Here is a 25,654-nt window from a genome sequence, read left to right on the forward strand (position 1 = left end):
TAATGAAAAGGACCTAAAATGACAACTCGTGTTTTAGTAATTGATGATGACAAGACATATCGAGCACTTCTACAGCAAACGTTCTGTGAGTATGATGTGTCAGTTGCTTGTAGTGGTGAAGAGGGCATTCGTATTGCTACTCAAATCAAGCCTCATGTAATTTTGCTCGATATTATCATGGAAGGTATTGATGGATACGCAACCTGTTCGGAGCTTAGGAAAATTGAGCACCTGAGTCACACGCCTATTGTTTTTATATCAAATTTGTCTTCGTCAGATTGTCGTTTAAAAGCTTTTGAAATTGGTGCCAATGAGTACGTTTGTAAAACCACTCACCCTGATCAACTCAAAACTAAAGTGGTAGACATATTAGAGGCAGATCACGACTACTTTGAAGCACACGCAGATATAGCTGAAAAAGAGTCACTGTTACTTGATCTACAACGGCAAAATGCGTGTATGAAATCTATAAGCCTGTTTATGCAAGCGACACATTTTTGTAGTGACTTTGATGCGCTGCAAAGGGTTTTTATAAACACAATGTCGAATCTAGACATGCGTGCTGTTGTGCATTTTAAAGGGCGAGAGCAGATCGGGAGTACATCGGGTAACGTCGCTAAGCTAGAGAGAGAGTTGTTATTACACCATGAAGATTTTGAGCGCATCCACCAGTTCGAGCATGGTCCCATGGTATTTAATTGGAGTAGCAGTATTTTACTGGTAAAAAATGTCGGTGAGTTAACCGATATTTGCTCTCATGTTATGGATGCATTGGAGCTTGCCCTTAGCAATCTTAGTCGGCGGGCTGACATGGTAGCTCAAATCCTTTCCATAGAGAAAACCAATAAAGAAATTTTGGCAAATCTAAAAGACGCAAAGTCTAAATCAAGCAGCAAACTAAAGACGCAATTGTTTGATTCAGGGTTAATTTCGCAATTCGACCTTCAAGATGAAAATGACTTAGACGAGCTTATTGCCAGTTCCAGTGATAGTTTGGTGGGATTGATTGAGGAGTTTGGTGATAATGCCGAAAAAATAAGTGCAATTCTTGGAAGCTTAAAAAAACCGCCCCAAGAGTTGAGGTTTTTATTTAAAGAACACGCACCAAAATCTGATACCACCTTATTTTAGGTTTGCAATGCCTCTTTAATTCGCTACTAGCAAATGCCGACGCTAGTAGCGAAAATCCAAAATTTATAATTTATTTAATTATTTAAATTCATAGGCTTAACAGTAATTTTTAAATTTTTTCTAAAATATTCCTTGAAAAGAAAGTGATGTGTCCATAGATATGTTTATGAGGTCGCCAATAGGGGCCTGAATTTTAAATAACCATATGTTTTTAAAGCTATTTATTGCTCATTTTAGAGGGTGGATAGCGTGTTATCGCTTAACGAGGATATTATTATGCGTACAGTAGATTTATCACCACTTTATCGTTCATTTATTGGCCTAGACCACCTGGCTTCATTAATGGACTCTGCACAAAGAAGTTCCGAAAAACAATCTGGGTTTCCTCCTTACAACATCGAAGCTTTGAATGAAGATAAGTACCAAATTACCATGGCAGTGGCCGGCTTTTCAGAACAAGAGCTGTCGTTGCAGTCAGAAAACAATACGCTCATCGTAACCGGTGAAAAAAGCAATAAAGATGCACAAAAAGAAAGAAAGTTTATTCATCAAGGTATTGCAGAGCGTAACTTCGAGAGAAAGTTCCAACTAGGTGACCATATTAAAGTGTTAGGTGCGGAACTAGAAAATGGCCTACTGGTCATTGACCTTGAAAGAGAAGTGCCTGAAGCGATGAAGCCAAGAAAAATCGAGATTGGCTCAAGCAAATTAATTGAACAGTAATTAAAAATTCTCCTTGTGACTTGTTGTTGAATTTCCAACCAGCCGCCTTTGGGCGGCTTTTTTGCATTGATATTTAGTCAGTCGACTTTTTTCTGTGCCACGCTGCAAACGCCTCACTGACTCTATCATCATTACGAAAGTTCGATATGGTTCTAGCATTGAAGGCATGCGGGTTTTGATTAACTTGTTTTGCTAAGTCATCCAATATTGCTTCGCCAAAGGTTTCGTATAACTGAATTTCTCTCGTGATTAGAGTAATTTCTCGGCTCGTCATTGCATGACCACCTTGAACGGCTGAAAAGAGATACTTACTTCCATCACGAAGAAGTGTCCAGCAATAGGGCTTTTGAGCTACGACTTCCATTTGTGTTCACCATGTGCATTAGACTCGAATATTTGCGCTTAAATTACCATAAATATTATTGAAGTGTCATTAATTAGGTTCAATTTAAGGGACGAAAGAGACGCAGCTTGCGCCCCTTAAATTATTGGTAATACGCGCTCATTTCGGATTTAGAGGCGCTTAACAGGTTGGCTATTTCACTTCGTGTTTCAGCTGGTTTGTTTTGGCTCAGCTTAAATTGACCCGTGATGTGTGTCACTTTGAGTTCAAAGAACAGTAAGCTTTTGCACATGGCAATGAGCTGTTTTTCTGGCACTGTATTCAATTGCCATGGTTGAGACTTTGCTTCAAAAGCCGAGAGCATACAATGTAAAACCTCTATTTGTTTATCAAACTCTTCAATTTCGTGCAGCGTTGCTTGGAAGTGCACAGTTGCGTAATCCCAAGTTGGCAACTTAATGCCTTGAACTTGAGCGGGTGAAAGGTATGTATCTGGGCCATGAAAAACGCCGTGTATTTGTTTACCTTTAAACTTTTTTAATGGATTTGTTGGGTTAGCGTGGCCGTATAGCGTAAGCGATTGTTTGCATAAGGTCAGGGGCATATGGCAGCTATAGGTGTTTGTTTCTGTGCCAAAGCCCATATCATGGTTCACGCTAGGAGATTGGCAAAACAACGTTGCTAAAGGGTATCGCTCAATGAGGTCAAATAATTTAACTTGGTTTGATTCAACATAATCTTTGGGCGGATAACTCATAACCAGCTCTCCAAACGTGATTTTACCTCTGGCCACATGTCATCTGTGATGCTAAAACGCGCGGTGTTACGAAAACTGCCATCTGGTAACTTTCTGTTTTTTAGATGCACGCCTTCAAAGTGAGCTCCTAATCTGGCAATTGCGCTGCGAGATTTATGATTTTGCTCATGGGTTTGAAACTCAATCCTCACTAGCCCTAATTGATCGAAAGCATGTTGCAGCAGTAAGTACTTTGCATGTGTATTGATATGGCTGCGCTGCCATTCTAGGCCAATAAATGTGTGGCCAATTTCAGCTTGTAGGTTTACTTCATCTAGGCGAAAAATACGCGTATTGCCAGTCACGGCGCCTGTTGCTACATCAATAATAGCAAACACAATTTGTTCTTTGGCGTTAAATTGTGCCGTTTGTTCAAACCAATCTTTTAATACTTCGGGTGTTGCGCAGTATTTACTTGGCACCCAGCGCCATATAGCTTCAGCTTTTCCGACTTGTTGCAACTGGTCTAAATGTTTTTCTGATAAAGGTTCTAGGCGCACTTTATCTGTGTATAGTACTGTTGTTTCAAACATAAAAAACTCCTTTCGCATGTACCTTTGATATGTAATTTGAGGTATACCCCACTAGGTATGGCTACTAGCATATCTACTTCTGGGTTGGTTAAAACAACCAGATTTTAAAAGTTAGCTATACCAGCTTGTGCTGGGAAACAGAGTTTTGTAGTGTATTAAAAGCTTTATACTTAGTAGCAGGTATTATGTTTTCAGGTAGGCCTTTAGACAGTAACACTCAACAAGCTAAATATGTTCAACTTGCAAGCCAAATTCGCGAAGCGATTCAGGCCGGTCAGTTAAAACCCGGTGATGAATTACCTTCCGCGCGTCAATTGGGGCTACTTTTCGAAGTTAATCGACACACTGTGATGACCGCAATGCAAAATCTTGTGGCTGAAGGTTGGCTGCTTTCTCGGGTTAGAAAAGGCTATCAGGTAAATACGCAGCTCCCGATTGTTGACAGTGTGGGAACTTTGCAGAAAACGGACGAGACTGGCCCAATTAAACCGCAGTTTGCATATACGGTGGGGCACGAAGATCTAACCCTTCCAACAAAATACAAATATAACTTCGCAGGAGGGTTACCTGATGTTGCGCTTTTCCCCTTCGACGAGTTCCGCCGCAGCATGAACCGAGTCTGTCGAAATGCCAGTGCAGCATCATTACACTATCAAAATGTTGCCGGAGAACGGTCTTTGAGGACTCAATTGCAGCATTACTTACGCACTGCACGAGGCCTAACATGCGACGATATTTTAGTCTGTAATGGCTCTCAAGAAGCACTATTTCTTATCGGTCAGGCTTTTATTCAAGCGGGGCAGGGCGTTGCAATGGAAGCATTGGGCTATCCGCCAGCAAGAAAAGCATTTCAAGCAGCTGGTGCGCAAATTTTTGATCTCAAGCAAGATAAACATGGGCTTTGTGTTGACTCATTAGCACGTTGCCTCTCAACAAACAGCGTGAAACTGTTGTATTTAACACCGCTACATCAATACCCAACAACAGTCACTATGCCTGTGTCGCGGCGTATGGAAATTTATCGGTTATGTGTACAGCACGGGGTTTTCATTATTGAAGATGATTACGACCATGAGTTTCATTACAGCTGCCCACCATTGCAGCCCATGGCTGCCAATGATCCAGCACAAATCGTCATTTACCTCGCCACCTTCTCCAAGATCATGTTTGCTGGTGCGCGTATGGGGTACGTCACTGCGTCTGAAGCGGTGCTTAAGCATCTCACAGCATTAAAGCAAATCGTAAATCACAAAAATGATGCGCTAATGCAGTTGGCAGTAGCTGATTGGATGGCCGCTGGGAATTTCGAGCGACACTTGAGGCGAATGACAAAATTATACAGACAGCGTTGTGATGTGATGGATCAATTGCTTCAGTACTATCAAAAGCAAGGGTTCGCTATTGAATATACTAAACCTCAAGGTGGCATGGCTTATTGGGTCGATTTAAAGCAAGACGTCTCTCAGTTACCTAAAAAACTATTACAAGCGGGGATTAATGCACATCCTGAGCAAAATTTTTGTCACAGCTCAAAAGCGCGTTATACGCATATTCGTTTGGGGTTTGCGGGCCAAGCAGAACACGATATTGAAAATGGGTTAGCGGCTTTATTTGACTTGTTGTAGAAAAACAAAAGAAAAAAGGCCCATGCCTAGGCCCATTATCGACGTATTGATTGCATGTTTTAAAAGGGAATTACTTTGAGTCAGGGCACCATGCGAGTTTGCCATCTAGATTCGCGGTGTTGTACTTTTATTTGCCTTCTACCTAGCTACCATCTTCTTTTTGGTCAAGTGCAACAATAAATTGCTGTGCTTCGCTAGATATGCGCTCAAATTATATGAACCTGATAGAGTCCACTATAGGGTCAAAAGCGGTCGAGGTGTATTACACTTTATTACACCAATAAAGTGTAATGTACTGTTCTCGAGGTACTATTTATCGGAGCTTTTTATCTCGAGTCGAGGTTCATCATCCACAAAGGTCACAATATACACTTTATGAAATTCATCTTCGTCAATTTCGACATCTCGGTTAGTCAGTAGCTTTACAAGTACAGGCGTTGTATTACTGTGACCTGCAACAACAACAGTGCCAGTTTTTTGCTTTAATTCTCTGGCAAAACCATCCAAGTTTCTGGCGTCATAAATAGAAACATGCGTGTCTATCATATCAGCCAAGGGTGCCAAGGTTGCCTTGGTACGATTATAGTTCGTCGCGTAGAGCTTGTTTGGCTCTAGTGGTAACATCATTTGCGCAAAACGTTCGGCTCGCTCTATGCCCTTAGCAGTTAACGAGGGATCTATTCCCTTTTGTTTTTCGGCGTGGCGTATTAACACAATGTTGTCTGGCGTAGCCAGCACAGGCATCGATAGTACGCATAGGGCAATAAAAATTAGGGTACGCATAAATTTATCTCGTTGTAATTTTACCTCACTATAGCGTCTTATACGTTTTCACGCACTCAAAATCACGCGTGTCCTTTCACCTGTCCGCAGCGGACACATTTTCTGTCCGCGGACAGAAATATGACTCAATGAAATAATAAAATGCATTAAAAACAACTAGATAAAGTTGGCACAGTACTGGTATTCCTTTATTTCAATATACCCAATTACAGGAAATACCATGATAAAGGATACTCGCGGACAAGACGTTGTGGTTGAGACTCGACGTCCTATTTGGCGGCGCAAAAAAGCTTTAGGCTTGGGCGTAGGCATGTTACTGGTCGCGCTTGGATATGGCGCAATGACACGGGCAACCGCGCAGTTGTCGGTGGCTAAGCAAGATTTAGATATTGCGAGAGTTGAACTAGGCACGCTTACACGAGAAGTCAGTGCAAATGGCAAAATAGTCGCTGCTCACGCGCCAACGATATACAGCCCGGAAATAGGTGTTGCAACTTTACATGTTAAAGCTGGTGACCAAGTTGAAGTTGGCCAGTTAATTGTTGAACTCAGCTCTCCAGAGCTGAGTAATGAACTCAAACAGCAACAATCAGAGCTGACTCGACTAGAAGGGGAGTGGCAGAGGCAAAAGTTAGAGTCCCGTCGTCAAGACTTAGCCCTGACCAAATCACTGGACTTAGCGAATGTTTCTTTACAAGCCGCTGAACGTGAAAACCGCCGTGCTCAGCTGTCCATCAAAGCTAGTTTGATCAGCCAAATAGATCTTGAACAAGCGGAGGATGAGTATGCGCGTGCAAAGCTAAACTACGCTCATGCTCAACAAGAAGCAGCGCTTGGACGGGACACTTTAAAATTTGAGTTATCCTCTGCTAAAAACCGTTATGAAAGACAAATACTTGTAGTCGAAGAAATTCAACGCCGAGTAAACAACCTTGAAATTAGAGCATCGGTTGATGGGATTGTTGGCAACTTATTGGTGCAAAACAAGGCCGCAGTTTCTCAAAATGAAGCCTTAATGCGTCTCGTTGATTTATCCGCGTATGAAGTTGAGCTGCAAGTTCCAGAAAGTTACGCCAATGAACTGGGACTTGCGATGCAAGTTGTTATGAGAGTGGGGGCGCAAGAATTGATTGGTGAGCTCAGTGCGATTTCACCTGAAGTAAATAATCGAGAGGTTACGACCCGCGTTAAGTTCAGGCGTCAAGATATCTCTGGTATTCGTCAAAACCAACGTGTGCTCGCACGTATTCAATTAGAAAACAAAGAAAACGTATTAAAAGTTAAGCGCGGACCATTTTTGAATGTAGGTGGGCACTTCGCCTATCGAATTCAAGACAATATGGCACAAAGAGTGTCGATTAAAGTGGGCTCAAGCAGTTTAAAAGACATTGAAGTAAAAGCTGGGTTAAGAGAGGGTGACGAAATCATCGTCTCTGGATATGATGCGTTTACCCAAGCAGATTCAGTGCTCATTAGATAATAAAAAAGGACAATCATTATGTTGAACATGCAAAATATTGGCAAATTGTACCAAACAGAAATGGTGCAAACACAAGCACTGAGAGAGTTTAATTTAACCGTCAATGAAGGTGAGTTTATTGCTGTAACTGGGCCATCAGGCTCTGGTAAAACGACGTTTTTAAATATTGCAGGGTTGTTAGAGCCATATTCGTCAGGCCAGTATATGTTAGATGGTATCGATGTGGGAAAGCTCAACGACAATCAGCGTTCGGATCTGCGTAATCAAAAAATTGGATTTATATTTCAAGGCTTCAACCTGATACCAGACTTAAACTTATTCGAAAACATAGAGGTACCGCTGCGATATCGAGGTATAAAAGCCAAGGAACGAAAAAGACGTGTTGAGCACTGCCTTGAGCAGGTTGGGTTAGCTGGGCGAGCCAGACACTTGCCGCAGCAGTTATCTGGTGGCCAGCAGCAACGTGTTGCGATTGCACGCGCTTTGGCAGGAGAGCCCAGGTTTCTGCTTGCTGATGAACCAACTGGTAACCTCGACAGTTTAATGGCAAGGCAAGTCATGACACTGCTTGAAGAGCTAAACCGCGCTGGCACAACCATCGTGATGGTGACGCATGACCCTGAACTGGCCAGAAGAACGCCGCGTAATATTCAAATCGTTGATGGCCAAGTTGCTGACTTTACTTTGTATCAAGGGACTCAAACGCCTCATGTTAATTCACAAAAATCTGTGGAGGTTTAGCATGTTGTGGCACTATTTTGATCTAGCATGGAGAAACATCAAGCTCACACCTTTTATCAGTCTGCTGATGATTATTGCAATCGGAATTGGTATTGGGGTTACGATGACGTCGTTGTCTGTGTATCACATGATGAGTGCAGATCCGATCCCGCAAAAAAGTAAGCAGTTATTTGCGGTGCAATTACAGACCATGGATGACGGACAAACTTGGAATACATCTGACGATGTACCTACTCAGCTGACCTATGTAGATGCTAAGTATTTGATGGAAAACTCCCCTGTGGCCAAGCGGGCGGCCATGATGAAATCAGGTGCCGCCGTTCATTTAGGTAAGCCAGACAGTACGCCGTTTATTCAAGATGTGCGCATCACAGGTCGAGATTTCTTCTCCTTGTTTGGTTTGTCGTTTTTACACGGAGAAGTTTGGACTCAAGCACAAAGTGAACAAGCCGCGCCAGTTGCTGTCATTAGCGAAGATTTGGCTGAGCGGTTATTCCAACGCACGGACGTACTTGGAGAGTCAATTTACTTAGATGAACGTAGCTATGAAGTGATTGGTGTAACCCAATTTTGGCAGCCCTCACTGAAGTTTTATGATGTAAACAATGGTCCGTTTCAACGAGCAGAACACATATTCATTCCGTTTAGCCATATTGAAGCCTATCAACTTCATAGCTGGGGTAACACCAATGCGTGGAAAAATGAAGAAACGCGCTCGTATGCACAATTCCTTAATTCTGAAATGATTTGGCTGCAGTTTTGGGTAGAGATAAATTCCCCATCGCAACTAAAAAACTACCAACAATTTTTAATGGATCACATGCTTGAACAGCAAAAGCTGGGGCGCTTCAATCGCAAGCAACTAGATTACAATCTTAAAAATGTTAGTGAGTGGCTTGGCTACAATCAAGTCGTTGATCCAGATAATAAGATTTTGGTTGGCCTAAGTTTTATGTTTTTAGCGGTATGTTTGGCGAATATATTAGGTATGTTGTTGGCTAAATTTTTGAAACGTGCACCAGATGCAGGTGTTCGACGTGCGCTAGGGGCAAGTAAAAGGCAGATTTTTTATCAACATTTAGTTGAAGTTGCACTCCTCGGGTTTTTGGGCAGCTTAGTGGGGATCTTACTTGCGCAACTAGGTCTTATTGGGATCCGAGAAACCATGTCGATTTACGTGGGGATTGCGAAAATGGATTGGATGATGCTACTCATCTCTCCTGTCATAGCCATCTTTGCATGCATGCTGGCGGGTTTGTTTCCAGCTTGGGTGGTCTGCAAAACCTCACCTGCAACCCATTTAAAAGTTCAATAAGGGAGTGCTGAGAATGTTAGAAATTAAACCTATTATCAATACCTTGATGCGCTCTAAAGCGGGTGCTTTACTGCTGATTTTACAAATTGCCATTACTTTGGCCATTGTAAGCAATGCGATATCTATTGTGTCAGACAGAGTTGATAAGCTTAGTGAAGATACCGGTTATGATGAGCAAGGGATCATTGCTTTTACAGTGCTGACTTACAATAGAAATATTGACCGGGCGAAGCAATTTAAAGAAGACATGGCCAAGTTAAAAGAAATTGATGGAGTCATCGAGGCCATGACTGTGAGTTCAATTCCATTGTCGAGTAGTGGTGGGTCTTGGATCATCAGTGATGAACCGGATGAAATGCAAGGGAAGCGCGTGGACAGCGGTTATATTCAAGCAAATCATAGAGTGGTAAATGCGTTTGGCCTCAAAGTGAGTGAGGGGAGAGATTTTGAGCCTCAGGACGAAAGTGATGGAACCGATAGCCAATTTCCTTCTGTGACAATTGTAAGTCGTGCGGTGGCAAACAAACTGTTTGGTGAAGGTCGGGGCCTCAATGAGTTTGTTTATAGTGGCGATAATATGATGAAGATTGTTGGCATTGTAGAAACCATGAAAAGCCAGTGGCCTGACTCTAAAATGGGTGACAATGTCATGCTCATTCCAAGAGAAAGAAGCAGCATGTATCAGCGTGTTATTGTAAAAACAGAGCCAAATCAACGAGCAAGAGTCATGAAGTTGATTGAGCCTTTACTGTTAGAAAATGAGCGCCAACGCGTAATTATTGATATCAAAGGGCTTGATGAAGCAAAGGCACAAACCTATCAACGCGATACGCTGATGATAAGAATGCTGGTGGCGCTGATTGTATTCTTAGTGATTATTACTGCTTTGGGCATTTTTGGGTTAACCCATTTCAACATTAGCAAGCGGACTAAGCAGATTGGTACACGTCGTGCCTTAGGGGCAAGAAAGTCAGCCATCTTCAGCTACTTTCTAGTCGAAAACACCTTGGTGACGTTATTTGGTGTCATGGCAGGTTCTATCGCAGCGTTGTATTTAGGTGGGCAATTGATGGCCTTATACAACATCCCAGCATTGGATTGGTCAATCGTACTTTATACCGGCGTTGCGATGTTAGGTATGAGCTTAGTGTCTGTATATCAACCAGCTAAGCGGGCCGCCAATATTTCACCCAGTATAGCTACTCGCAGTATTTAATCAGAGGAAACAAGATTATGTTACACTCGAGTGGGTGTAACATAATGAATAATAAACACATGGATAAAATACTTATTGTCGACGACAATCAGGCAGTTCTACAATCATTATCTCTTCTTTTTGAATTGCATGACTATGAAGTCGTAGTCGCGAGCAGCCCGTTTGAAGCCGAGCAGGTGGTGCGATATCAGCGCGTTGAATTAGTAATTCAGGATATGAACTTTACGGCAGATACCACCTCCGGTGAAGAGGGCAAAGTTTTATTCCACAAACTACGTGAATTGTCGCCAAATTTACCAATCATTTTGCTCACGGCTTGGACTGAGCTTGAAATGGCTATTTCTTTGGTTAAGGCTGGAGCCGCTGATTATTTAGCAAAACCTTGGGATGATGACAAACTTTTAGTATCTGTTGCTAACTTAATTGCGCTCGGTAAGGCTAGTTCGGATAGCCAGCAACTACACAGGCAGCAAGTAGAGCGAGAAAACTATCACGCAGATGCCGAACTGGCTGGCCTCATTTATGAGAGTGTTGCGATGCAGCGAGCTGTAGAAATGGCACTACAGGTCGCAAAGTCAGATGTATCTGTTTTGATCACTGGTGCAAACGGTAGCGGCAAAGAAAAAATAGCGCAGATCATTCAGGCAAATTCTAAGCTCGCTAATCGACCGTTTATTAAGGTCAATGCAGGTGCATTGCCTGATAATCTAATCGAGGCAGAGTTGTTTGGTGCAGAGGCCGGCGCCTACACTGGGGCAAACAAAAAGCGCGTAGGGCGGTTCGAGGCGGCAGATGGCGGCACACTGTTTTTGGATGAAATCGGTAATCTCCCATTATCTGGGCAAATGAAATTACTCAGAGTGTTACAAACAGGAGAGTTTGAACGCCTAGGTTCTGTTGAAACACAAAAAGTAAATGTTAGAGTGATTTCTGCGACAAATGCGAATTTACTGAATGATGTTGCGACGGGGAAATTTAGAGAAGACCTTTTTTACCGTCTCAATGTGATAGAAATAAACTTGCCAAGTTTGGCTCAGCGTACAGACGATATTTTACCGCTGGTGAGACATTTTTTGCCCGGTCGCCAAATAAGCCTGGAGGCCGAGAGAGCATTGTGTGCACACAGTTGGCCTGGCAATGTGCGAGAACTTGAAAATGCCTGCAAACGAGCTGGCGTGTTGAAACCGCAAGGAGAGCTCATCGCGCAAGATTTTGGCTTGCTGGATAACGCGATCCCAACATCGAATAAACTACAAGCCACAGAGCCGACAAAGCTAGAATTACAACAAGCGATGCATCAATGCCAAGGCGTCATCGCTAAGGTTGCGCGTCAGTTTGGGATGAGTCGTCAAGCCCTCTATCGCAGACTACAAAAACACGGAATTGAGTATTAATGAGTGGCCCATTAAGTAAATTAAAGCGCAAAGTTATTTTATTAATCTTTGTCAGTATTTTTATATCTTGCTCACCCGTGACTTTACTTTCTACTTGGCAGAACTGGCTTATATTGAGTGTGGTTGCCAGCTTGAGCTGTTGTCTGTTGTTAAAGTTAGTATTTCATAAGCTTATTAAAGCGGTTGAGGCGTTGAATGTCGGATTGTTAAACTTTAAAGATGGTGACTTTTCAAACCAATTGGCGTATCAAAGTGATGATGAGTTTGGCGAATTATGCCAACTTTATAACGAAACTGCACAACAGCTGAGAAAAGAAAAGCAATGGCTGTATCAAAGGGAAATGATGCTAGACAAAATGTTGCAAAGCGCGCCGCAGGCATTGCTGTTAATTAATGATAATGGTGTGGTGGTGTTTGCGAACCAAAGTGCTCAAAACTTGGTGGGTAGTGTGCAAGCGCTTGAAGGCTTATCAATTTCACAACTAGAGGATACGGCACCGCAAGAAATAACGACAGCCATTAGCACAGCACAAGATGGCCTAATCAGTATTTGCCAAGGTGATGTAGATGAGCAAGTTTGGCACGCTTCTGTTGGTGAAATTTTATTGAATAATCAACACCACAATTTGTATATCTTTAAACAGCTTACCCGTGAATTAAACCGTCAAGAAGTCGCTGTATGGAAAAAAGTTATTCGAGTTATTAGCCATGAATTAAACAACTCGCTAGGGCCAATTTCGTCGATGTCACATAGCGGAAAAATCATTGCCACTAAATTGGATGATACGAGGTTACATCGTGTATTTAGCACCATTGACGAACGTATTTCCCACCTGACTGAGTTTGTACAAGGGTATGGCACATTTGCAAAGTTACCGATGCCGATTTTGAGCACAATCGAAATTCGCCCTTTACTTGAGTCGATTCAACTACAGTGGCCAAGCCGAATTCAATGTGATGTAGACACATTGCAAGCTGATAAAGGGCAGCTTGAACAACTCATAATTAATCTATTAAAAAATGCCCATGAGTCAGGTTCAGAGCCAGATGCTATCTCTCTTAGCGTTCAGTCAAGCAACGGGATAACTAAGTTTCTCTTTGAAGATGCTGGGCAGGGGATGTCTGAGGCGGTATTAACGAGTGCGCTGGTGCCATTTTACTCTACTAAAAATAGTGGAACGGGCTTAGGTCTAGCCCTTTGCAGAGAAATCGTGGAAGCGCACAACGGCTATATTAACTTAAGCAACCGCGCATCAGGTGGCCTATGCGTAGAAGTAGGTTTACCGAATTAGGTAGGGGAGCCTCACTCAACCAGTCGTTTTTATGAATTCCCACAATCACCTCGTTGCTCAAGCCACGTTAGGGTATTGTGCGTTATTACGATGGTACCTGAGACAACTAAACTTGCAGCCGAAACAAAGCCAGCACCTGCCATCAGTACAGCACACGCTTTGTCTGAGCAACCGCCCAAATGGCCCATTTCTTCTTGCGATAAGACGTGCTTTCGTTTTGTGATTTGGCACTGCTCGTCAAAGTATTGCACTTCCTTTGGTACAAATATACAACCTGAAAGTACGCATAAAATTAAGGCTGTCAGTGTAAAAATACGCATGAAGATTTCCTATCTTTTTCGCTACACTATCGGCTTAACACGTAAATTTAAAGTAAAAAAATGTAATCGAAAGTGGTTAGCTCCACAGGCATGCGGAGCTAGTAAGCAGTATTTTGAGGTCTAGCGCGGTGGGTCTATGTGACCTGCGGTACTCGCATTTATTCTGAACCAGCCTGCAATAGAATATCTGGATTTATGCGCGGGTAGTACTTCATGTGGAAACTCATCACTCAAAAATGTGACCAATGTTCCTTGGTTTGGTAACACGCGGCACAATTCTTTTTCATGATCATTCGGGTCATAAATTACGAGCTCTCCGCCATGCTCCGTTTGCCATTGGTCATTGAGGTAAAACACGGTTGTTAGTACTCTGTTTGCTCTGCCCTTGAACGCATCTAAGTGTTTTTTATAAAACGCGCCTTCTTGGTAGTGTGCAAAGTGGCTCTCGTAGCTAAATAGGCCCATAAATAAGCGCCGATTTAAAAAGTCTTTAAGCTCATCCATGGCTTGGATATAACCTAACTCCAATTCATTGTTTTGGTCTAACCATAAGATTTTGTCTCGGCGGATCTTGACGTTTTTTTCATGATCACTCTGTCTACCTATCCCAGCCGTTTGGAACTTGTCTTCTTCTAACGTTGCAATTCGTTTGTTGAGACTTTGTATGATGTGTGGATCTATCGCATTTTCAATAATGCTAAGACCTGTTGCACGCAAATCATCCGCAATTTGCATATATACGTTTTGAGAGTCAAAGTTAGACAAAGTATACCTCCAGATAGTGTGGAGGCTTTTTACCTAATCAGTGAAGAAAAGGCAAGCGATACTTCTGGGCAGGCCTTTGCAATGCTATAAACCTTGATTTTGCGCACACGCGTTAACAAATGCCGCTATCAGAGGTGAGCGCTTTTGGCTGAGTACAGCGCGTTCTGGTTGAAACAGTGTTGCGATGAAAAAAGGATGCACAGTGAGTTCTATCGCTCTGACCTCCTTGGTGTCATCATCTGCCGATGCAACCAGTGGTCCTTGTAAGAGTGCGTGGCGAAACTCGTCGTTTAAGCCATACTTGCAACGATAACCTTCGCGAATTGTTGTGGTGCCATATATTGCAGCCAACTGAGAGTGTGCAAAGATATTTACCGCTTCTGTTGTCTCGATTAATGCGCAAGCTAGCTCTGAAATGACAGGGCGATAACCTTGAGGTACAGACTCAGCGTGTACCGCATCGTTCCAACCAATTACATTCTGGGCATATTCTAATATCGCATGTTGAAAACCACCACAGGTGCCTATAAAAGGGATGAGGTTCTCGCGTGCGTATCTAATCGCATTTAATGCGCCATCAGCATCAACGTAAGGAGTTTTTGGTACACACCAAATCCCATCGAAGAGACTTAAGTCTGTATCTTTGACATTGTCTGTCGCTAGCCATGTGGCCTTAAGGTTGAGTCTTAAGTCACTTGCCGCAATATCCAAAGAAAGAGGAATACCTTGGTGAGCTGGGACTGAGTCATCGTAGTCTCCAACTAAGGCGATTGATATGTTTTTCATCTCTTTTCCTTAAGTGTTCGGTTGTTCTTAGTATGTTTTCATTATGGGTAAAAACATACTATAGGTCCATCAAGTTGAGAACAGATTTGTGAAGAATTGTTCCAGTTGTTAATTAGGAGGAAGAGTTCAGTGCTTTAATGATGCGATCTGACGCTGTCTCAACAAGATCTAACACTAACTCAAACCCATCGCCATCTCCGTAATACGGATCAGGTACTTCAGCAACGTCCATGCCTGCATAAGTCAAAAACAAATGTAGTTTATGTAGATAGACTGGAGGACAGTTAGCTTGCAAGTCAGCCAGATTGTTATTATCGGCACAGAGTATTAAATCGAACTCTTCAAAGTCTTTTTTAACAACTTGTCGCGAAGTGATTCCCGAGAAGCTGTAGCCTCTTTTTTGGCCTGCTTTAGCACTGCGCTTGTCAGGTGAATTGCCTTCGTGGTAATTAATGGTTCCTGCTGAGTCTACCGTTAGCGTGAGCCCTTGTGCTTGCGCTTTGGCTTTCATAACCGCTTCCATAGTCGGGGAGCGGCAAATATTACCCATACAAACGACCAGTATTTTTGTGACTGATGTGGTAGCTGCCATGTTTTGACCTACTAATGATAAGTTTATTTTTTAGAGGCTAAAAACTAACATTCTCGACTAACCAAGAAAAGTTAATCGCTCGCTTTTTAGAAATTTATAAGCTTTTTCATACATTGATGGTGTCGGCGTTGCAAACCTGTTTTGATAATGCAACTTTGAGTAGTTGTTAGATACCCCAGATATTTACTTAATTTGTCTCGGTGAAACGAGTCTAATGGATCATGATTGGTAGGAGGTATTTTTGATTTATAGTGTTCATAGTAATACGCGCAGTGTTTACCCAGAGCAAGACAAAGTTGTTCCTTGGTGGAGTTTTACAAAAACGGCCATTGCAACATTAATTCTGAGGCTTATAGAGCAAGGTGAATTCGAGTTAGACTCCCAATTTAATGGTCAACCTTATACGTACAGACAATTGCTGCAGCATACATCTGGAGTGGCAGATTACGCCATGCTGCATGATTACCATAAGGCCGTAGCGAGCGGCGCAGAGCCTTGGTCCAGATCAGAAATGCTGGCACGTATTGAAGTCGATAAATTGTTGTTCCCACCCGGTAAGGGGTGGCGTTATTCTAACGTCGGCTACTTGTTGCTAAAAAAAGAGATTGAACACCGCTATGGGGGGTCATTCAACGGTACATTACAAAAGCACTTGTTTTTACCGCTTGGGATAAAAAATGCACGGACTATTGAAACGATGCATGCGTTTGACCAACTTAATGTGTCTAACAACAGCTATGACCCAAGATGGTGCTATCATGGCTTGATTGGCGGAACGACGCGAGATGCGGTGACATTTTTGCACGCACTCATGAGTGGCCAGGTATTATCTAAACCATTACTTGAAGAGATGTGCACACCTTATAATCTTGATTTTGATGTGGGAGATAGGCCATGGCAGAACCCAGCGATTGGACTAGGGTTGATGCTAAACCATAGCGAGACATTAAATACCATGGGTCATACTGGGCAGGGCCCGCAAAGTTGTTTTGCCGCGTATTATTTTGATCAAGAAGTACCTGTTACAGTGGCTGTTTTTGAGCAAACTCATTCGCAAGCATTGGTGGAGAAAAAAGCCGTGGAACTGGCAAAAACCTTCAAATAATCATTTCATTTGAGGGCAAACACATACACTTTTAACTGGTGCACTTTGCTGCCAGGACATTCTCCACATATGTAAATCAATTTGCTAGGAATTTGGAGTGGCTCATTTCCGTTTGAACATATTGATCGATTAAAACCTGACAGCGAATACTTTGATTAAATCGAACGAGTTCACAGGCAAGGCAGGCTACTGATTTGTATGCTTGCAATGCAGCTTTCCTTGTTGCGATATCTGTATCTGCCCGCACGACATCTTCCAATGCGTTAGCAGCCACTTCCAAATAAAACTCATCTTCTGCATCTTCAAAAACAGGGCAGTGATCAAACCGATAGCTACTGGCCTCAGCAACACGGCGAACCGACAAGATATTTGCGTTCGCAGAGCAAAGTAACTCAATGCTTAAGTCAAAAGCTTGTTTGTAGGTATTACTAGCTTTCTCTTGTAAACCAAAAAAATATGCTTTTTCAGCGCGTTCAATAAGTTGATTGTATTTAATTACCAAAGACCCTGAGTCTGAGGAGGAAACTAAAGTGAGTTTTCGAGCGACCATACATTTTCCCTAACTAATTTAGAGTATTCACCTATAGCATTTTTTAGATTGACGACCTGTCAATTGTTTATTTGCAAATGATAATGAAAATAAATATCATTTGCAAAGGTTGTGCGTGATTGAATGACTATTTACTTAGATTTTGTGCCAATCTTTTTCATTCTAAGCGAGTCATGCAAAACGAAGCTCGACAGGATGAGAATCATCTAACAGCGAAAAACAGGAGTTTTAAGTATGAGCGCGAATGTCGATTTGGCAAATCGTCCGGATTATGATCAGGAAATTCAAGACATAGCCGATTACGTCATTAATTATAAGGTTGAGTCACAAGAAGCCTTAGACACAGCAAGAAACTGTTTAATGGATAGCTTAGGGTGTGGTTTTTTGGCACTCAGGTTTCCAGAGTGTACGAAACATTTAGGCCCGATAGTAAAAGGAACTGTTGTGCCTAATGGGGCACGGGTGCCGGGCACACAATTTGTCTTAGATCCAGTGAAGGCGGCTTGGGATATTGGTTGTATGATACGTTGGCTGGATTTCAATGATACTTGGCTTGCAGCAGAGTGGGGCCACCCGTCAGATAACTTAGGTGGCATTCTTGCTGTAACTGACTACATATCGATGCAAAATATTGCAGTTGGACGATTGCCATTGACGATGCAGGATGTGTTAGAAGCCATGGTCAAAGCTCACGAAATACAGGGCGTTATGGCACTAGACAACAGTTTTAATCGTGTTGGGCTTTGCCATGTTTTGTTGGTGAGGTTAGCGACCACAGCTGTCGTAACTCATTTGATGGGGGGGACGCGTGCGCAAATTATGGCAGCCATTTCTCAAGCTTGGGTTGATGGCTCTGCGCTGCGCACATATCGTCATGCTCCGAATGCGGGGTCGCGTAAGTCTTGGGCCGCGGGGGATGCGACGTCTCGAGGTGTGCGGTTAGCAGATATTTCAATGCGCGGAGAAATGGGGATCCCCGGCGTATTAAGCGCACCGCAATGGGGCTTTTATGATGTGTCTTTCAGCCAGACGAATAAGGATTTGGCGTTAAAGCCACAGAAGCAACGTACGTTTAGCTTCCAGCGTGAATATGGTAGTTACGTAATGGAAAACATTTTATTTAAGCTTAGCTTCCCCGCTGAATTCCATTCACAAACAGCATGTGAGGCTGCGGTTATCCTTCACCCACAAGTAAAACAACGACTAGATGAGATTAAACGAATCGAAATTACTACGCATGAATCAGCAATTCGTATTATCTCTAAGGCGGGTGAATTGGCGAACCCTGCAGATAGAGATCACTGTTTGCAATATATGGTTGCTGTTCCTTTGCTATTCGGTAACTTGGTGGCTGAACACTATGAGGACCCCTTCCATCATAATAATCCACAAATAGATATTCTACGCGACAAAATGGTGGTAGTGGAAGATAAACGATACAGCGCGGACTATCATGACCCAGAAAAACGCGCCATTGCGAATGCCATTCAGATATTTTTTAATGATGGTAGCTGCACTGAAAAAGTAGAAGTTGAATATCCTATAGGTCATAGAAGGCGTCGAAAAGAGGGCATACCTGTATTAGAAGAAAAGTTCAGACAAAGTTTAGCCACACGTTTTCCAGATGCACAATGCCAGGCTATTTATGATGTATGTAAAGATGCTAACAAGCTGACATCGATGCCCGTAAATCGCTTTATGGATTTGCTTGTAATCTAAGCTATTGATCATCAAGGCAGACATTTGTGCTGCCTTGAGCATTAATTGAAATATATTTCATGAATTGCTCCATGTTAAAATGGCGATATGCAGTTAAGTGATAAATTTTGGAGCAGATGCTTGCCCCTAGCTTGAGTGCAATTTGAATATTACAAAAGGAACAATCATGGAAAAAACTGTCAGAGTGGGTGTGGGTGTAATTCTGGTACGTGATAACAAGATTTTATTAGGTGAACGAATTGGCTCTCATGGTGAAAATACATGGGCAACGCCAGGAGGCCATTTGGAGGTTGGCGAGAGTGTTGAAGCGTGTGCGATAAGAGAAGTGCTAGAAGAAACTGGCTTGAAGATTTCCAACCCAACTAAAGTTGGCTTTACTAATGACATCTTTGCAGAAGGAAAACATTATATTACCTTATTTGTTCAAGCTCAGTGTGAAACTGGTGAAGCAAGCATAATGGAGCCTAACAAATGTAAATCATGGCAATGGTTTCCTGTGGATCAATTGCCGCAACCCCTGTTTTTATCAATGCAAAACTTATTACAAGATGGCGTAGAGTTTAGTGCTAGTATATTGAATTAGATAAACTTTATTGCCAACATCGAGAGTAAGTCGAAACAAATTATCTGACTGCACAGTATTTGCACAATCAACTCTTATAGTTAACGAAAATGCAAGAATAGGTCGAGCGACACGACCACTGTTTTCAACGGCTGTAGGAGTGAAAAATGAAATGCGACAACATCTATTTTAACCGAGTTATTGCGATGACTTTGAGCGCGTCTGTTTTGGTATTTACAGGATGCGGTTCAAGTTCAGGTGATAACAATGCTGATCAAGTTGCCCAAAGCGTTCAGTCTGACAATAGTGCAAGTGCAACAAATAGCGGCGCTGCTACATCTGGTAGCGCCTCTTCGTCAGATAGCTCAGACGCAAGCACAGATCCAAATGCTGGAGACACAAGTTCACAAAACAACGACGACGGCTCTAACGGAACAGCACAAACTGCAGGCTCAACTGACGGGGTGCTATGTGACTACGTCTACAATGAGTTTAATGACTCTGCGTCCGTGCAGGCTACCAGCAGCGCCGATTGGAGTTGCAGTGGCACTGCACGTCAACTGGTCGCAAATGGCATACCTGACCACGTGACAGGCACTTTTCCTAATCAAGGTAATCCCAATACGATCAGCGAAGTGAATGTCTCGATAGCTTACACCCTAACACCCACAAAAACCGACACCACTAGTACCTTAGGGGGTCCAAGGGGCGCGACGGGCTATGTGTTAAATGGCGTTAAGATTGATGCAAATACAGCGGGATCGTGTGACGACTCTGGTAACAGTTGCAGCCTTGTTGGCAACACGGGTAATTGGAGTATTGAGGCACTTGGGCAAACCAGCTTTGATTTTGGCACTGATGATAACAACGCACATGTTCAGCCAGATGGGTCTTATCATTACCATGGCATGCCAGAGGGGTTTATAGCACTAAGAAGTGGTTCTCAAAGCGTGATGACTTTGATTGGCTGGGCCGCTGATGGATTTCCAATTTACGCCAGATATGGCTATAGCGAGGCTGACAATGCGCAATCTGCATTGAAAGCGATGCAGGGCAGTTATCAGTTAGTTGAAAATGTCAGTAGCAATCGCCCCTCTACAGCGGTTTATGCGCTGGGCACCTTTGCTCAAGATTGGGAGTATGTGGCAGGAAGCGGTGACTTGGATGAATGCAATGGACGCTTTGGTGTGACGCCCGAATTTCCAGAAGGCATTTATCATTATTACGCGACTGATAGTTATCCATACTTTCAGCGTTGCGTAAAAGGCCAACTTTAATGTTTACCGTTTGGAGCAAGTCGAAATGAGACATTTATTTAGCGTAATTGTTGCCGTGAGTCTGGTTTTTTGCGCCACATCGAAAGCACATTTAATGGTTTCGGAGCACGGCACATTAAACTTTGACGACTCTGGTGCGTATATGGTGGTGTCGTTAAGTGCATCCAGTTTTAGGGAAGCTGACGGAGATAAGAATGGGCAGTTGTCGCTCGCCGAGTTTAAAGGCGCGAAAAGCAATATTATTGAGGCCATTCAGGAACAGATATTTATGGATCAAAATGAAACCAAGAAAACACTGCAAGGTATCATGGTTTCGCCTCAGGCCGCACATGGGGGTGATGGAAAAGTCATTGACCAAATCGTGGTAATGGGCAAGTTTATGGCCTTAAACTATAAACAGAAGTTGTTATTTCATAATGGTTTATATGGTCAAAGAGGCGAGCAAAAACTGACGATGACTGCCAAATATAAGCGCTTAGGCTTAAAGCAAAGGTTTGTCCTGACGCCAAAACAGCTCAGTGCCAAAATATTTTAAGAGACCGAATTTTTGAGAGGAAAAGAGAGTGTTGCACGCACAAATCAGTTGTAGCAACACTCACTTAATGTGACTAACATTGGTTTTGGATATTAGTGACATAGCTAGCTGGATAGTGAAGGATCCAGTTTCTCAGATTTTTTATGACAACGTATTCACATGACTGTTCGATTACACTGGCTCTTAAGAATTGTTTATTGTTTTTCTTCTTAATGTGTAGTGTTTGTTGCGGTGGTGTCTGAACGTACGTGCCTGATAAGTCCTTTTTTAAACTGTCGACAGCGCGAACAAAAAGTGCCTCATATTGCTCTGAGATATCTGCTTGTCCTTCCATCAGCTGAGTTGCCAATTCATCACCCCAAGTTGAACCATGAACCTCAATTATGTTCTGGTACATCAAGTTATTAAGCTTTTTACGGCTTTTAGTTTTGCTTGACTTAGGTTTTTCTATCCAGGCTATGAGCTTTAAAGACAACTTGTTCATGTCCTGATTAGAAAAGAAGATGGGCCTCACATGTACCGTTTTGTCACCAGCAACAGGAAGCTGCTTCACTAGGTAATCACTCATACCTTGAGTTAAAGTAACATGAGTAACTTGTTTTGAAGCTTCAATAAGTGGCTGTATATAGCGGTTTGCCTCTTCTTGCTGTTCTTTTAGTTTTTGCTCTTTTAAAGAACTGTTTATCGCAGCATGAGAAAATACCTGTACTAAAGCAGCGCCGGGGGTGCCGTAATACATAACCTGACTGCCATCGATAGAACGATCGTGAGAATACTCACCTCGAATCTCAACTGGGGCACTGGTATCTAGATAAAACTTAAACTCGCTTTGCTCAATAACGTCGTCTTTATTGAGTGACTTAGCTACAACATAGTCATCTCTTTTTGGAGATTTGCAGCCCGCTAAGGCTGCAATCGTCACTAAAGAGACTAATAGTTTCTTTACGCTTATCATAAGAAAATCTTATTGATTGTCTCTTTAACTTGTTCAACCGCTTGATAGTAAGCATTCGTTACGCCAGGGAATTGCTGCTTTGGCTCATCCCACTCACCATCAACAACGACTTTTTTGTCAAGCTCAAGGTATTGAAGGTATTGGTTTGTTTCCAAATCTACTGAGTACACTAAGCCGCGCACATAACCCTGAGGGTCTGTATTTGGAACGTAGTTGGTATAACCTCTATAGGCACCGTGAGTTGCAATGTCTAATACAACCAGTACATCAATATTTTTTGATTCTTTTAAAGAGCGAAAATCTTTTTTCGCATAGCCCAGTTCACCTTTGAACTTTTTAAGCTTTTTAAATTCTTGCTCTGTTAGTTCGATAAACTCTACAGAACCAGTCTTCGCTTTATAGCCTTCAAGTAGGATTTGCTTGCTTGACTCAATATCGCTAGTTGGTAGAGATTCAAGGTGTTTAGATAAAGACGAGTTTGCCGCTACGGCAACACCGTAACAAAGCAAACAACCAGCACCGTAGATATTTGTTGTTGGCTCATTAATTACGTCAACATAAATTCCCACACGTTTCTCTGCATTGAGCAGTTGTTTTTGTAGTTGAACAGTGGGTTGAGGGGTTGATCCACACGCAGCCAAGAACACAGTAAGTGCAGCTGCAAAAATTAATTTTATCGCTTTCATTGTTTCACCTTTTGAAATAAAGGCGGAATTCTAGGCACATCGGTAATTCATTGCAATTATAGATGTAAGATTTTGTAAAGTTTTGTAAAAGACATAAAATAATTCATTTTTCAAAGTGCGTTTTATGATGTCTCCTCAGATTTTTCATTCATAAAAGTTTAATAATAAATTCATTTTTTGAGTATTTTTTTATCAAGATGGCACCGAATAATTGGACTAGACCAACAACAAGGGCATCATGTGAAAATGTTTAAAGTAAACAACTCAAGAAAGAAACGTCAGAACATTTTTTGTTCTGCATTACTAGTCTCACTCGGTTTGTCATTTGTAAATGCGGCTGATGCAAGCAACCACTCTTTACTAATTGCTGTCGATGGTTTGCGCGGCGACGGTATTGAAAATGCGAAAACGCCTAACTTTGATAGGTTAATTCAAGGTACTTGGGCTGAGGGTTATCAAGGTGCGTTTGCATTCTACGCGCAGACAATGAAAGACGCAGCGCCAAACAGTGGGCCTAATCATGTCGGGATCATGACCGGTGTTACTTCTGACAAAAGCGGCGTAACTGGGAATTCAGACGTGCATACGGGAAGGTATGATCAGTACCCTCATTATCAAACTTTGTTAGAGCGACACAACAGTAAACTCAATACTGCTTATTTAGTAACGTGGTCAACCGATATGCAGATTGACAACGAAGCGGATGTAAAAATTGACTCTAATGATGCTGGCAATGTTGCTAATACATTGGCCATTATTAACGGGACGTATCAAGCCGCAAAATGGCCTCGTGGTACTACACCTGATTCAGTTTTTTTGTTTTTAGATGACGTTGATGCAGCAGGTCACAGCTGCTGTTTTACAGCTTCTGACACCGGTTATGTTGATGAAATCGCTGATGTCGACAGGCAAATTGGCAGTATTATCGATGCGATTAAAGCGCGCCCAAATTTTGCTAATGAGAATTGGCAAATTGTAGTGACCTCTGATCATGGTGGTCGAGGTTCAACGCATGGTATTCACTCAGCCGACAACTATACCATTCCATTTTTAGTGGCATCTAAGTCCGCAAAGCAGGGTTATTTAACGGGCATTCCAAAAAATTATGATGCCGCACCGACTGTGCTTGCACATCACGGCGTAGCTGTGCCTAGCAATATGGATGGCGTCGCCAGAGGTGACAGCGTGCAGCAAAAGGCTCCTGATGCCATTGAAACCGATCTCATTACTTACTTGCCGTTTGAAGGCGACTTTCAAGATAAATCGGGCAATCACCTACACGCAGAGGTTGGCGGGGGAAATCCAGAAGTGAATTCTGGGGGGAAATTTGGTCGTTTTGTTGCCATAAATGGCGACAAAGAGTTTTTGACCTTAGGCAATCCTGCTGAGCTGGACTTTGCTCATGCAAGAGATTTTACCTTAATGACATGGTATCGCGTCAGTGGTGATCAACATGGCGACCCAGTAATTGTCGGCAATAAAAATTGGGACAGCGGCAGCAACCGTGGCACATTACTTTTAGCTAACGAAGGCAATGGCGATGATGTCGGTATCAACATCGCATCTACTTCGGCAGATCGAAAAGACATCGACCCAATTGATTATACTTTTAATGGCTGGTGGCTTTTGGTCGCGACATTTGATCGTGACGGCAGCGCGACATTATATGCTGGCAGCCCGACAGGGGAGTTGAATATCATCTCGGGGAGTATCGCAGATGTTGGAGACATTACTTCTTCACTTGATTGGAATATCGGACAGGATGGGACCGGCCGATACAAATACAATTTAAAAGCCGATTTGGATGATTTTGCTGTATGGGGTCGTGCGTTAACCTTGGATGAAGTTCGCACGCTATATAATGGAGGAGCAGGCAAGGAAATCAACAGCATATTGGGTAATACATCGACGCAATATTTAACCGCTGAGTCAAACATTGTTGCTGGGCAAACTTATCCAGTCATTATTACTACCAGAGTAAATGGGCAAACTTGCGGTCTTGAGTGGGACGCTACTTTACGAAATAGAGAACGTAACGCTAAATGGGACTGTGCGGGACGTGCCGATCCGTTAACACTTCAAGTCAATAAAGTTGAGTCGTCTAACGGTACTAAACGAGTTTCTGGCTATCTTGTTGCAAAACATGGAAAGGGGGCATTGGAGTGGGACGCGGATCTTGTCTTGAATGAGCGTAACGCTAAATTTGATGAGGGCACTGGTGGGGACTACTTGACGTTTACCTTACTTAATGACGCACATGCTAGCAAAGTGAGCGCCATAGCCTATGGTAAGGAATGTGGATTAGAGTGGGACGCTGATTTGATAGGCGGTGAGCGCAATGCGAAATTCGACTGCCGACCACGTACAGATAGCGTCACGATCCAGCTCATTGAGCAGTAGTAGACGTTTCATTGCAAATAGAGAATGATG

26 protein-coding genes are annotated in these 25,654 nt (G+C 42.7%); 15 read left to right on the forward strand and 11 right to left on the reverse strand.

The genetic code is table 11. The features are described from left to right. Positions 1 to 18: 18 nt before the first annotated feature. Complete coding sequence (locus tag N480_RS24720) at positions 19 to 1,131, forward strand: response regulator (protein WP_063375096.1); 1,113 nt, start codon at positions 19 to 21, stop codon at positions 1,129 to 1,131. A gap of 276 nt (positions 1,132 to 1,407) precedes the next feature. Continuing rightward, positions 1,408 to 1,854, forward strand: a complete 447-nt coding sequence (locus tag N480_RS24725) for an Hsp20 family protein (protein WP_063375097.1) — start codon at positions 1,408 to 1,410, stop codon at positions 1,852 to 1,854. A gap of 73 nt (positions 1,855 to 1,927) precedes the next feature. Here the strand turns inward: N480_RS24725 and N480_RS24730 are convergent, their stop codons facing one another. From N480_RS24730 to N480_RS24740, 3 genes are all read right to left on the reverse strand, one after another. After that, positions 1,928 to 2,218: a hypothetical protein gene (locus N480_RS24730; RefSeq protein WP_063375098.1), complete on the reverse strand. Its 291-nt coding sequence runs from the start codon at positions 2,216 to 2,218 to the stop codon at positions 1,928 to 1,930. Between the two features lie 121 nt (positions 2,219 to 2,339). After that, positions 2,340 to 2,954, reverse strand: a complete 615-nt coding sequence (locus tag N480_RS24735; protein ID WP_063375099.1) for an FMN-binding negative transcriptional regulator — start codon at positions 2,952 to 2,954, stop codon at positions 2,340 to 2,342. Next, positions 2,951 to 3,526 (reverse strand): GNAT family N-acetyltransferase, encoded by a 576-nt coding sequence (locus tag N480_RS24740; RefSeq protein WP_063375100.1) that lies wholly within the window; start codon positions 3,524 to 3,526, stop codon positions 2,951 to 2,953. Before N480_RS24740 ends, N480_RS24735 begins: the two co-directional genes overlap by 4 nt. Positions 3,527 to 3,711: 185 nt before the next feature. On the opposite strand from N480_RS24740, the gene N480_RS24745 reads away from it, so the two are divergent. Continuing rightward, complete coding sequence (locus N480_RS24745; RefSeq protein ID WP_063375101.1) at positions 3,712 to 5,151, forward strand: PLP-dependent aminotransferase family protein; 1,440 nt, start codon at positions 3,712 to 3,714, stop codon at positions 5,149 to 5,151. Between the two features lie 309 nt (positions 5,152 to 5,460). Here N480_RS24745 and N480_RS24750 read toward each other — a convergent pair whose 3' ends face one another. Beyond that, on the reverse strand, positions 5,461 to 5,934 hold the full coding sequence (locus N480_RS24750; RefSeq protein ID WP_063375102.1) for a SixA phosphatase family protein: 474 nt from the start codon (positions 5,932 to 5,934) through the stop codon (positions 5,461 to 5,463). Positions 5,935 to 6,154: 220 nt separating this feature from the next. Here N480_RS24750 and N480_RS24755 point away from each other — a divergent pair, with 220 nt between their 5' ends. Genes N480_RS24755 through N480_RS24780 form a run of 6 tightly spaced genes read left to right on the forward strand, consistent with a single transcriptional unit; the run spans position 6,155 to position 13,372 of the window. Next, the gene (locus tag N480_RS24755) at positions 6,155 to 7,414 is read left to right on the forward strand and encodes an efflux RND transporter periplasmic adaptor subunit (RefSeq protein WP_063375103.1); all 1,260 of its coding nucleotides are present in this window, start codon (positions 6,155 to 6,157) and stop codon (positions 7,412 to 7,414) included. Between the two features lie 18 nt (positions 7,415 to 7,432). After that, positions 7,433 to 8,155, forward strand: coding sequence for an ABC transporter ATP-binding protein (locus tag N480_RS24760; RefSeq protein ID WP_063375104.1), 723 nt, complete (start codon positions 7,433 to 7,435; stop codon positions 8,153 to 8,155). 1 nt (position 8,156) lies between these two features. Next, positions 8,157 to 9,470, forward strand: coding sequence for an ABC transporter permease (locus N480_RS24765; RefSeq protein ID WP_063375105.1), 1,314 nt, complete (start codon positions 8,157 to 8,159; stop codon positions 9,468 to 9,470). A 13-nt stretch (positions 9,471 to 9,483) separates the two neighbouring features. Continuing rightward, complete coding sequence (locus N480_RS24770; RefSeq protein ID WP_063375106.1) at positions 9,484 to 10,686, forward strand: ABC transporter permease; 1,203 nt, start codon at positions 9,484 to 9,486, stop codon at positions 10,684 to 10,686. A gap of 59 nt (positions 10,687 to 10,745) precedes the next feature. Continuing rightward, positions 10,746 to 12,080: a sigma-54-dependent transcriptional regulator gene (locus N480_RS24775; RefSeq protein WP_063375141.1), complete on the forward strand. Its 1,335-nt coding sequence runs from the start codon at positions 10,746 to 10,748 to the stop codon at positions 12,078 to 12,080. After that, positions 12,080 to 13,372 (forward strand): sensor histidine kinase, encoded by a 1,293-nt coding sequence (locus N480_RS24780; protein ID WP_063375107.1) that lies wholly within the window; start codon positions 12,080 to 12,082, stop codon positions 13,370 to 13,372. The genes N480_RS24775 and N480_RS24780 overlap by 1 nt, the downstream gene beginning before the upstream one ends. Before the next feature lie 29 nt (positions 13,373 to 13,401). Here the strand turns inward: N480_RS24780 and N480_RS24785 are convergent, their stop codons facing one another. From N480_RS24785 to N480_RS24800, 4 genes are all read right to left on the reverse strand, one after another. Further along, positions 13,402 to 13,692, reverse strand: coding sequence for a hypothetical protein (locus N480_RS24785; RefSeq protein WP_063375108.1), 291 nt, complete (start codon positions 13,690 to 13,692; stop codon positions 13,402 to 13,404). A gap of 120 nt (positions 13,693 to 13,812) precedes the next feature. Next, positions 13,813 to 14,457 (reverse strand): 2OG-Fe(II) oxygenase, encoded by a 645-nt coding sequence (locus tag N480_RS24790; RefSeq protein ID WP_063375109.1) that lies wholly within the window; start codon positions 14,455 to 14,457, stop codon positions 13,813 to 13,815. A gap of 84 nt (positions 14,458 to 14,541) precedes the next feature. Then, positions 14,542 to 15,243 (reverse strand): glutamine amidotransferase-related protein, encoded by a 702-nt coding sequence (locus N480_RS24795; protein ID WP_063375110.1) that lies wholly within the window; start codon positions 15,241 to 15,243, stop codon positions 14,542 to 14,544. Between the two features lie 112 nt (positions 15,244 to 15,355). After that, positions 15,356 to 15,835 (reverse strand): low molecular weight protein-tyrosine-phosphatase, encoded by a 480-nt coding sequence (locus N480_RS24800; protein ID WP_081231995.1) that lies wholly within the window; start codon positions 15,833 to 15,835, stop codon positions 15,356 to 15,358. Positions 15,836 to 16,076: 241 nt separating this feature from the next. Here N480_RS24800 and N480_RS24805 point away from each other — a divergent pair, with 241 nt between their 5' ends. After that, a complete protein-coding gene (locus N480_RS24805; protein WP_063375111.1) occupies positions 16,077 to 16,940 on the forward strand; it encodes a serine hydrolase domain-containing protein in 864 nt (287 codons plus the stop codon). Between the two features lie 76 nt (positions 16,941 to 17,016). On the opposite strand, the gene N480_RS24810 is transcribed toward N480_RS24805, so the two are convergent. After that, a complete protein-coding gene (locus tag N480_RS24810; RefSeq protein ID WP_063375112.1) occupies positions 17,017 to 17,490 on the reverse strand; it encodes a hypothetical protein in 474 nt (157 codons plus the stop codon). A 234-nt stretch (positions 17,491 to 17,724) separates the two neighbouring features. Between N480_RS24810 and N480_RS24815 the strand changes: the two genes are divergently transcribed. From N480_RS24815 to N480_RS24830, 4 genes are all read left to right on the forward strand, one after another. Further along, the gene (locus N480_RS24815; RefSeq protein WP_063375113.1) at positions 17,725 to 19,209 is read left to right on the forward strand and encodes a bifunctional 2-methylcitrate dehydratase/aconitate hydratase; all 1,485 of its coding nucleotides are present in this window, start codon (positions 17,725 to 17,727) and stop codon (positions 19,207 to 19,209) included. 166 nt (positions 19,210 to 19,375) lie between these two features. Further along, positions 19,376 to 19,792 carry a nucleotide triphosphate diphosphatase NUDT15 gene (locus N480_RS24820; RefSeq protein WP_063375114.1) on the forward strand — a complete coding sequence of 139 codons (417 nt, stop codon included), beginning with the start codon at positions 19,376 to 19,378 and terminating at the stop codon, positions 19,790 to 19,792. Between the two features lie 146 nt (positions 19,793 to 19,938). Further along, positions 19,939 to 21,048, forward strand: coding sequence for a YHYH protein (locus tag N480_RS24825; protein ID WP_063375115.1), 1,110 nt, complete (start codon positions 19,939 to 19,941; stop codon positions 21,046 to 21,048). Positions 21,049 to 21,073: 25 nt separating this feature from the next. Further along, positions 21,074 to 21,583 carry a hypothetical protein gene (locus tag N480_RS24830; RefSeq protein ID WP_063375116.1) on the forward strand — a complete coding sequence of 170 codons (510 nt, stop codon included), beginning with the start codon at positions 21,074 to 21,076 and terminating at the stop codon, positions 21,581 to 21,583. Positions 21,584 to 21,656: 73 nt separating this feature from the next. On the opposite strand, the gene N480_RS24835 is transcribed toward N480_RS24830, so the two are convergent. Together N480_RS24835 and N480_RS24840 are read right to left on the reverse strand one after the other, a co-directional pair. Then, positions 21,657 to 22,538 (reverse strand): hypothetical protein, encoded by an 882-nt coding sequence (locus tag N480_RS24835; protein WP_063375117.1) that lies wholly within the window; start codon positions 22,536 to 22,538, stop codon positions 21,657 to 21,659. Then, positions 22,535 to 23,224, reverse strand: a complete 690-nt coding sequence (locus tag N480_RS24840) for a hypothetical protein (RefSeq protein WP_063375118.1) — start codon at positions 23,222 to 23,224, stop codon at positions 22,535 to 22,537. Before N480_RS24840 ends, N480_RS24835 begins: the two co-directional genes overlap by 4 nt. 246 nt (positions 23,225 to 23,470) lie before the next feature. Between N480_RS24840 and N480_RS24845 the strand changes: the two genes are divergently transcribed. Continuing rightward, positions 23,471 to 25,624, forward strand: a complete 2,154-nt coding sequence (locus tag N480_RS24845; protein WP_063375119.1) for an alkaline phosphatase family protein — start codon at positions 23,471 to 23,473, stop codon at positions 25,622 to 25,624. Positions 25,625 to 25,654: the final 30 nt, after the last annotated feature.

It is taken from the genome of Pseudoalteromonas luteoviolacea S2607, assembly GCF_001625575.1.
GTDB classification, from domain to species: domain Bacteria; phylum Pseudomonadota; class Gammaproteobacteria; order Enterobacterales; family Alteromonadaceae; genus Pseudoalteromonas; species Pseudoalteromonas luteoviolacea_E.

Bases quoted from the DNA above. Each gene is read 5' to 3' on its own strand.
- N480_RS24735 (WP_063375099.1), bottom strand. From the start codon at position 2,954: ATGAGTTATCCGCCCAAAGATTATGTTGAATCAAACCAAGTTAAATTA.
- N480_RS24770 (WP_063375106.1), top strand. From the start codon at position 9,484: ATGTTAGAAATTAAACCTATTATCAATACCTTGATGCGCTCTAAAGCG.
- N480_RS24795 (WP_063375110.1), bottom strand. From the start codon at position 15,243: ATGAAAAACATATCAATCGCCTTAGTTGGAGACTACGATGACTCAGTC.
- N480_RS24835 (WP_063375117.1), bottom strand. From the start codon at position 22,538: ATGATAAGCGTAAAGAAACTATTAGTCTCTTTAGTGACGATTGCAGCC.
- N480_RS24745 (WP_063375101.1), top strand. From the start codon at position 3,712: ATGTTTTCAGGTAGGCCTTTAGACAGTAACACTCAACAAGCTAAATAT.
- N480_RS24815 (WP_063375113.1), top strand. From the start codon at position 17,725: ATGAGCGCGAATGTCGATTTGGCAAATCGTCCGGATTATGATCAGGAA.
- N480_RS24765 (WP_063375105.1), top strand. From the start codon at position 8,157: ATGTTGTGGCACTATTTTGATCTAGCATGGAGAAACATCAAGCTCACA.
- N480_RS24755 (WP_063375103.1), top strand. From the start codon at position 6,155: ATGATAAAGGATACTCGCGGACAAGACGTTGTGGTTGAGACTCGACGT.
- N480_RS24750 (WP_063375102.1), bottom strand. From the start codon at position 5,934: ATGCGTACCCTAATTTTTATTGCCCTATGCGTACTATCGATGCCTGTG.
- N480_RS24725 (WP_063375097.1), top strand. From the start codon at position 1,408: ATGCGTACAGTAGATTTATCACCACTTTATCGTTCATTTATTGGCCTA.
- N480_RS24785 (WP_063375108.1), bottom strand. From the start codon at position 13,692: ATGCGTATTTTTACACTGACAGCCTTAATTTTATGCGTACTTTCAGGT.
- N480_RS24775 (WP_063375141.1), top strand. From the start codon at position 10,746: ATGGATAAAATACTTATTGTCGACGACAATCAGGCAGTTCTACAATCA.
- N480_RS24760 (WP_063375104.1), top strand. From the start codon at position 7,433: ATGTTGAACATGCAAAATATTGGCAAATTGTACCAAACAGAAATGGTG.
- N480_RS24840 (WP_063375118.1), bottom strand. From the start codon at position 23,224: ATGAAAGCGATAAAATTAATTTTTGCAGCTGCACTTACTGTGTTCTTG.
- N480_RS24830 (WP_063375116.1), top strand. From the start codon at position 21,074: ATGAGACATTTATTTAGCGTAATTGTTGCCGTGAGTCTGGTTTTTTGC.
- N480_RS24780 (WP_063375107.1), top strand. From the start codon at position 12,080: ATGAGTGGCCCATTAAGTAAATTAAAGCGCAAAGTTATTTTATTAATC.
- N480_RS24820 (WP_063375114.1), top strand. From the start codon at position 19,376: ATGGAAAAAACTGTCAGAGTGGGTGTGGGTGTAATTCTGGTACGTGAT.
- N480_RS24810 (WP_063375112.1), bottom strand. From the start codon at position 17,490: ATGGTCGCTCGAAAACTCACTTTAGTTTCCTCCTCAGACTCAGGGTCT.
- N480_RS24825 (WP_063375115.1), top strand. From the start codon at position 19,939: ATGAAATGCGACAACATCTATTTTAACCGAGTTATTGCGATGACTTTG.
- N480_RS24800 (WP_081231995.1), bottom strand. From the start codon at position 15,835: ATGGCAGCTACCACATCAGTCACAAAAATACTGGTCGTTTGTATGGGT.
- N480_RS24845 (WP_063375119.1), top strand. From the start codon at position 23,471: ATGTTTAAAGTAAACAACTCAAGAAAGAAACGTCAGAACATTTTTTGT.
- N480_RS24720 (WP_063375096.1), top strand. From the start codon at position 19: ATGACAACTCGTGTTTTAGTAATTGATGATGACAAGACATATCGAGCA.
- N480_RS24740 (WP_063375100.1), bottom strand. From the start codon at position 3,526: ATGTTTGAAACAACAGTACTATACACAGATAAAGTGCGCCTAGAACCT.
- N480_RS24730 (WP_063375098.1), bottom strand. From the start codon at position 2,218: ATGGAAGTCGTAGCTCAAAAGCCCTATTGCTGGACACTTCTTCGTGAT.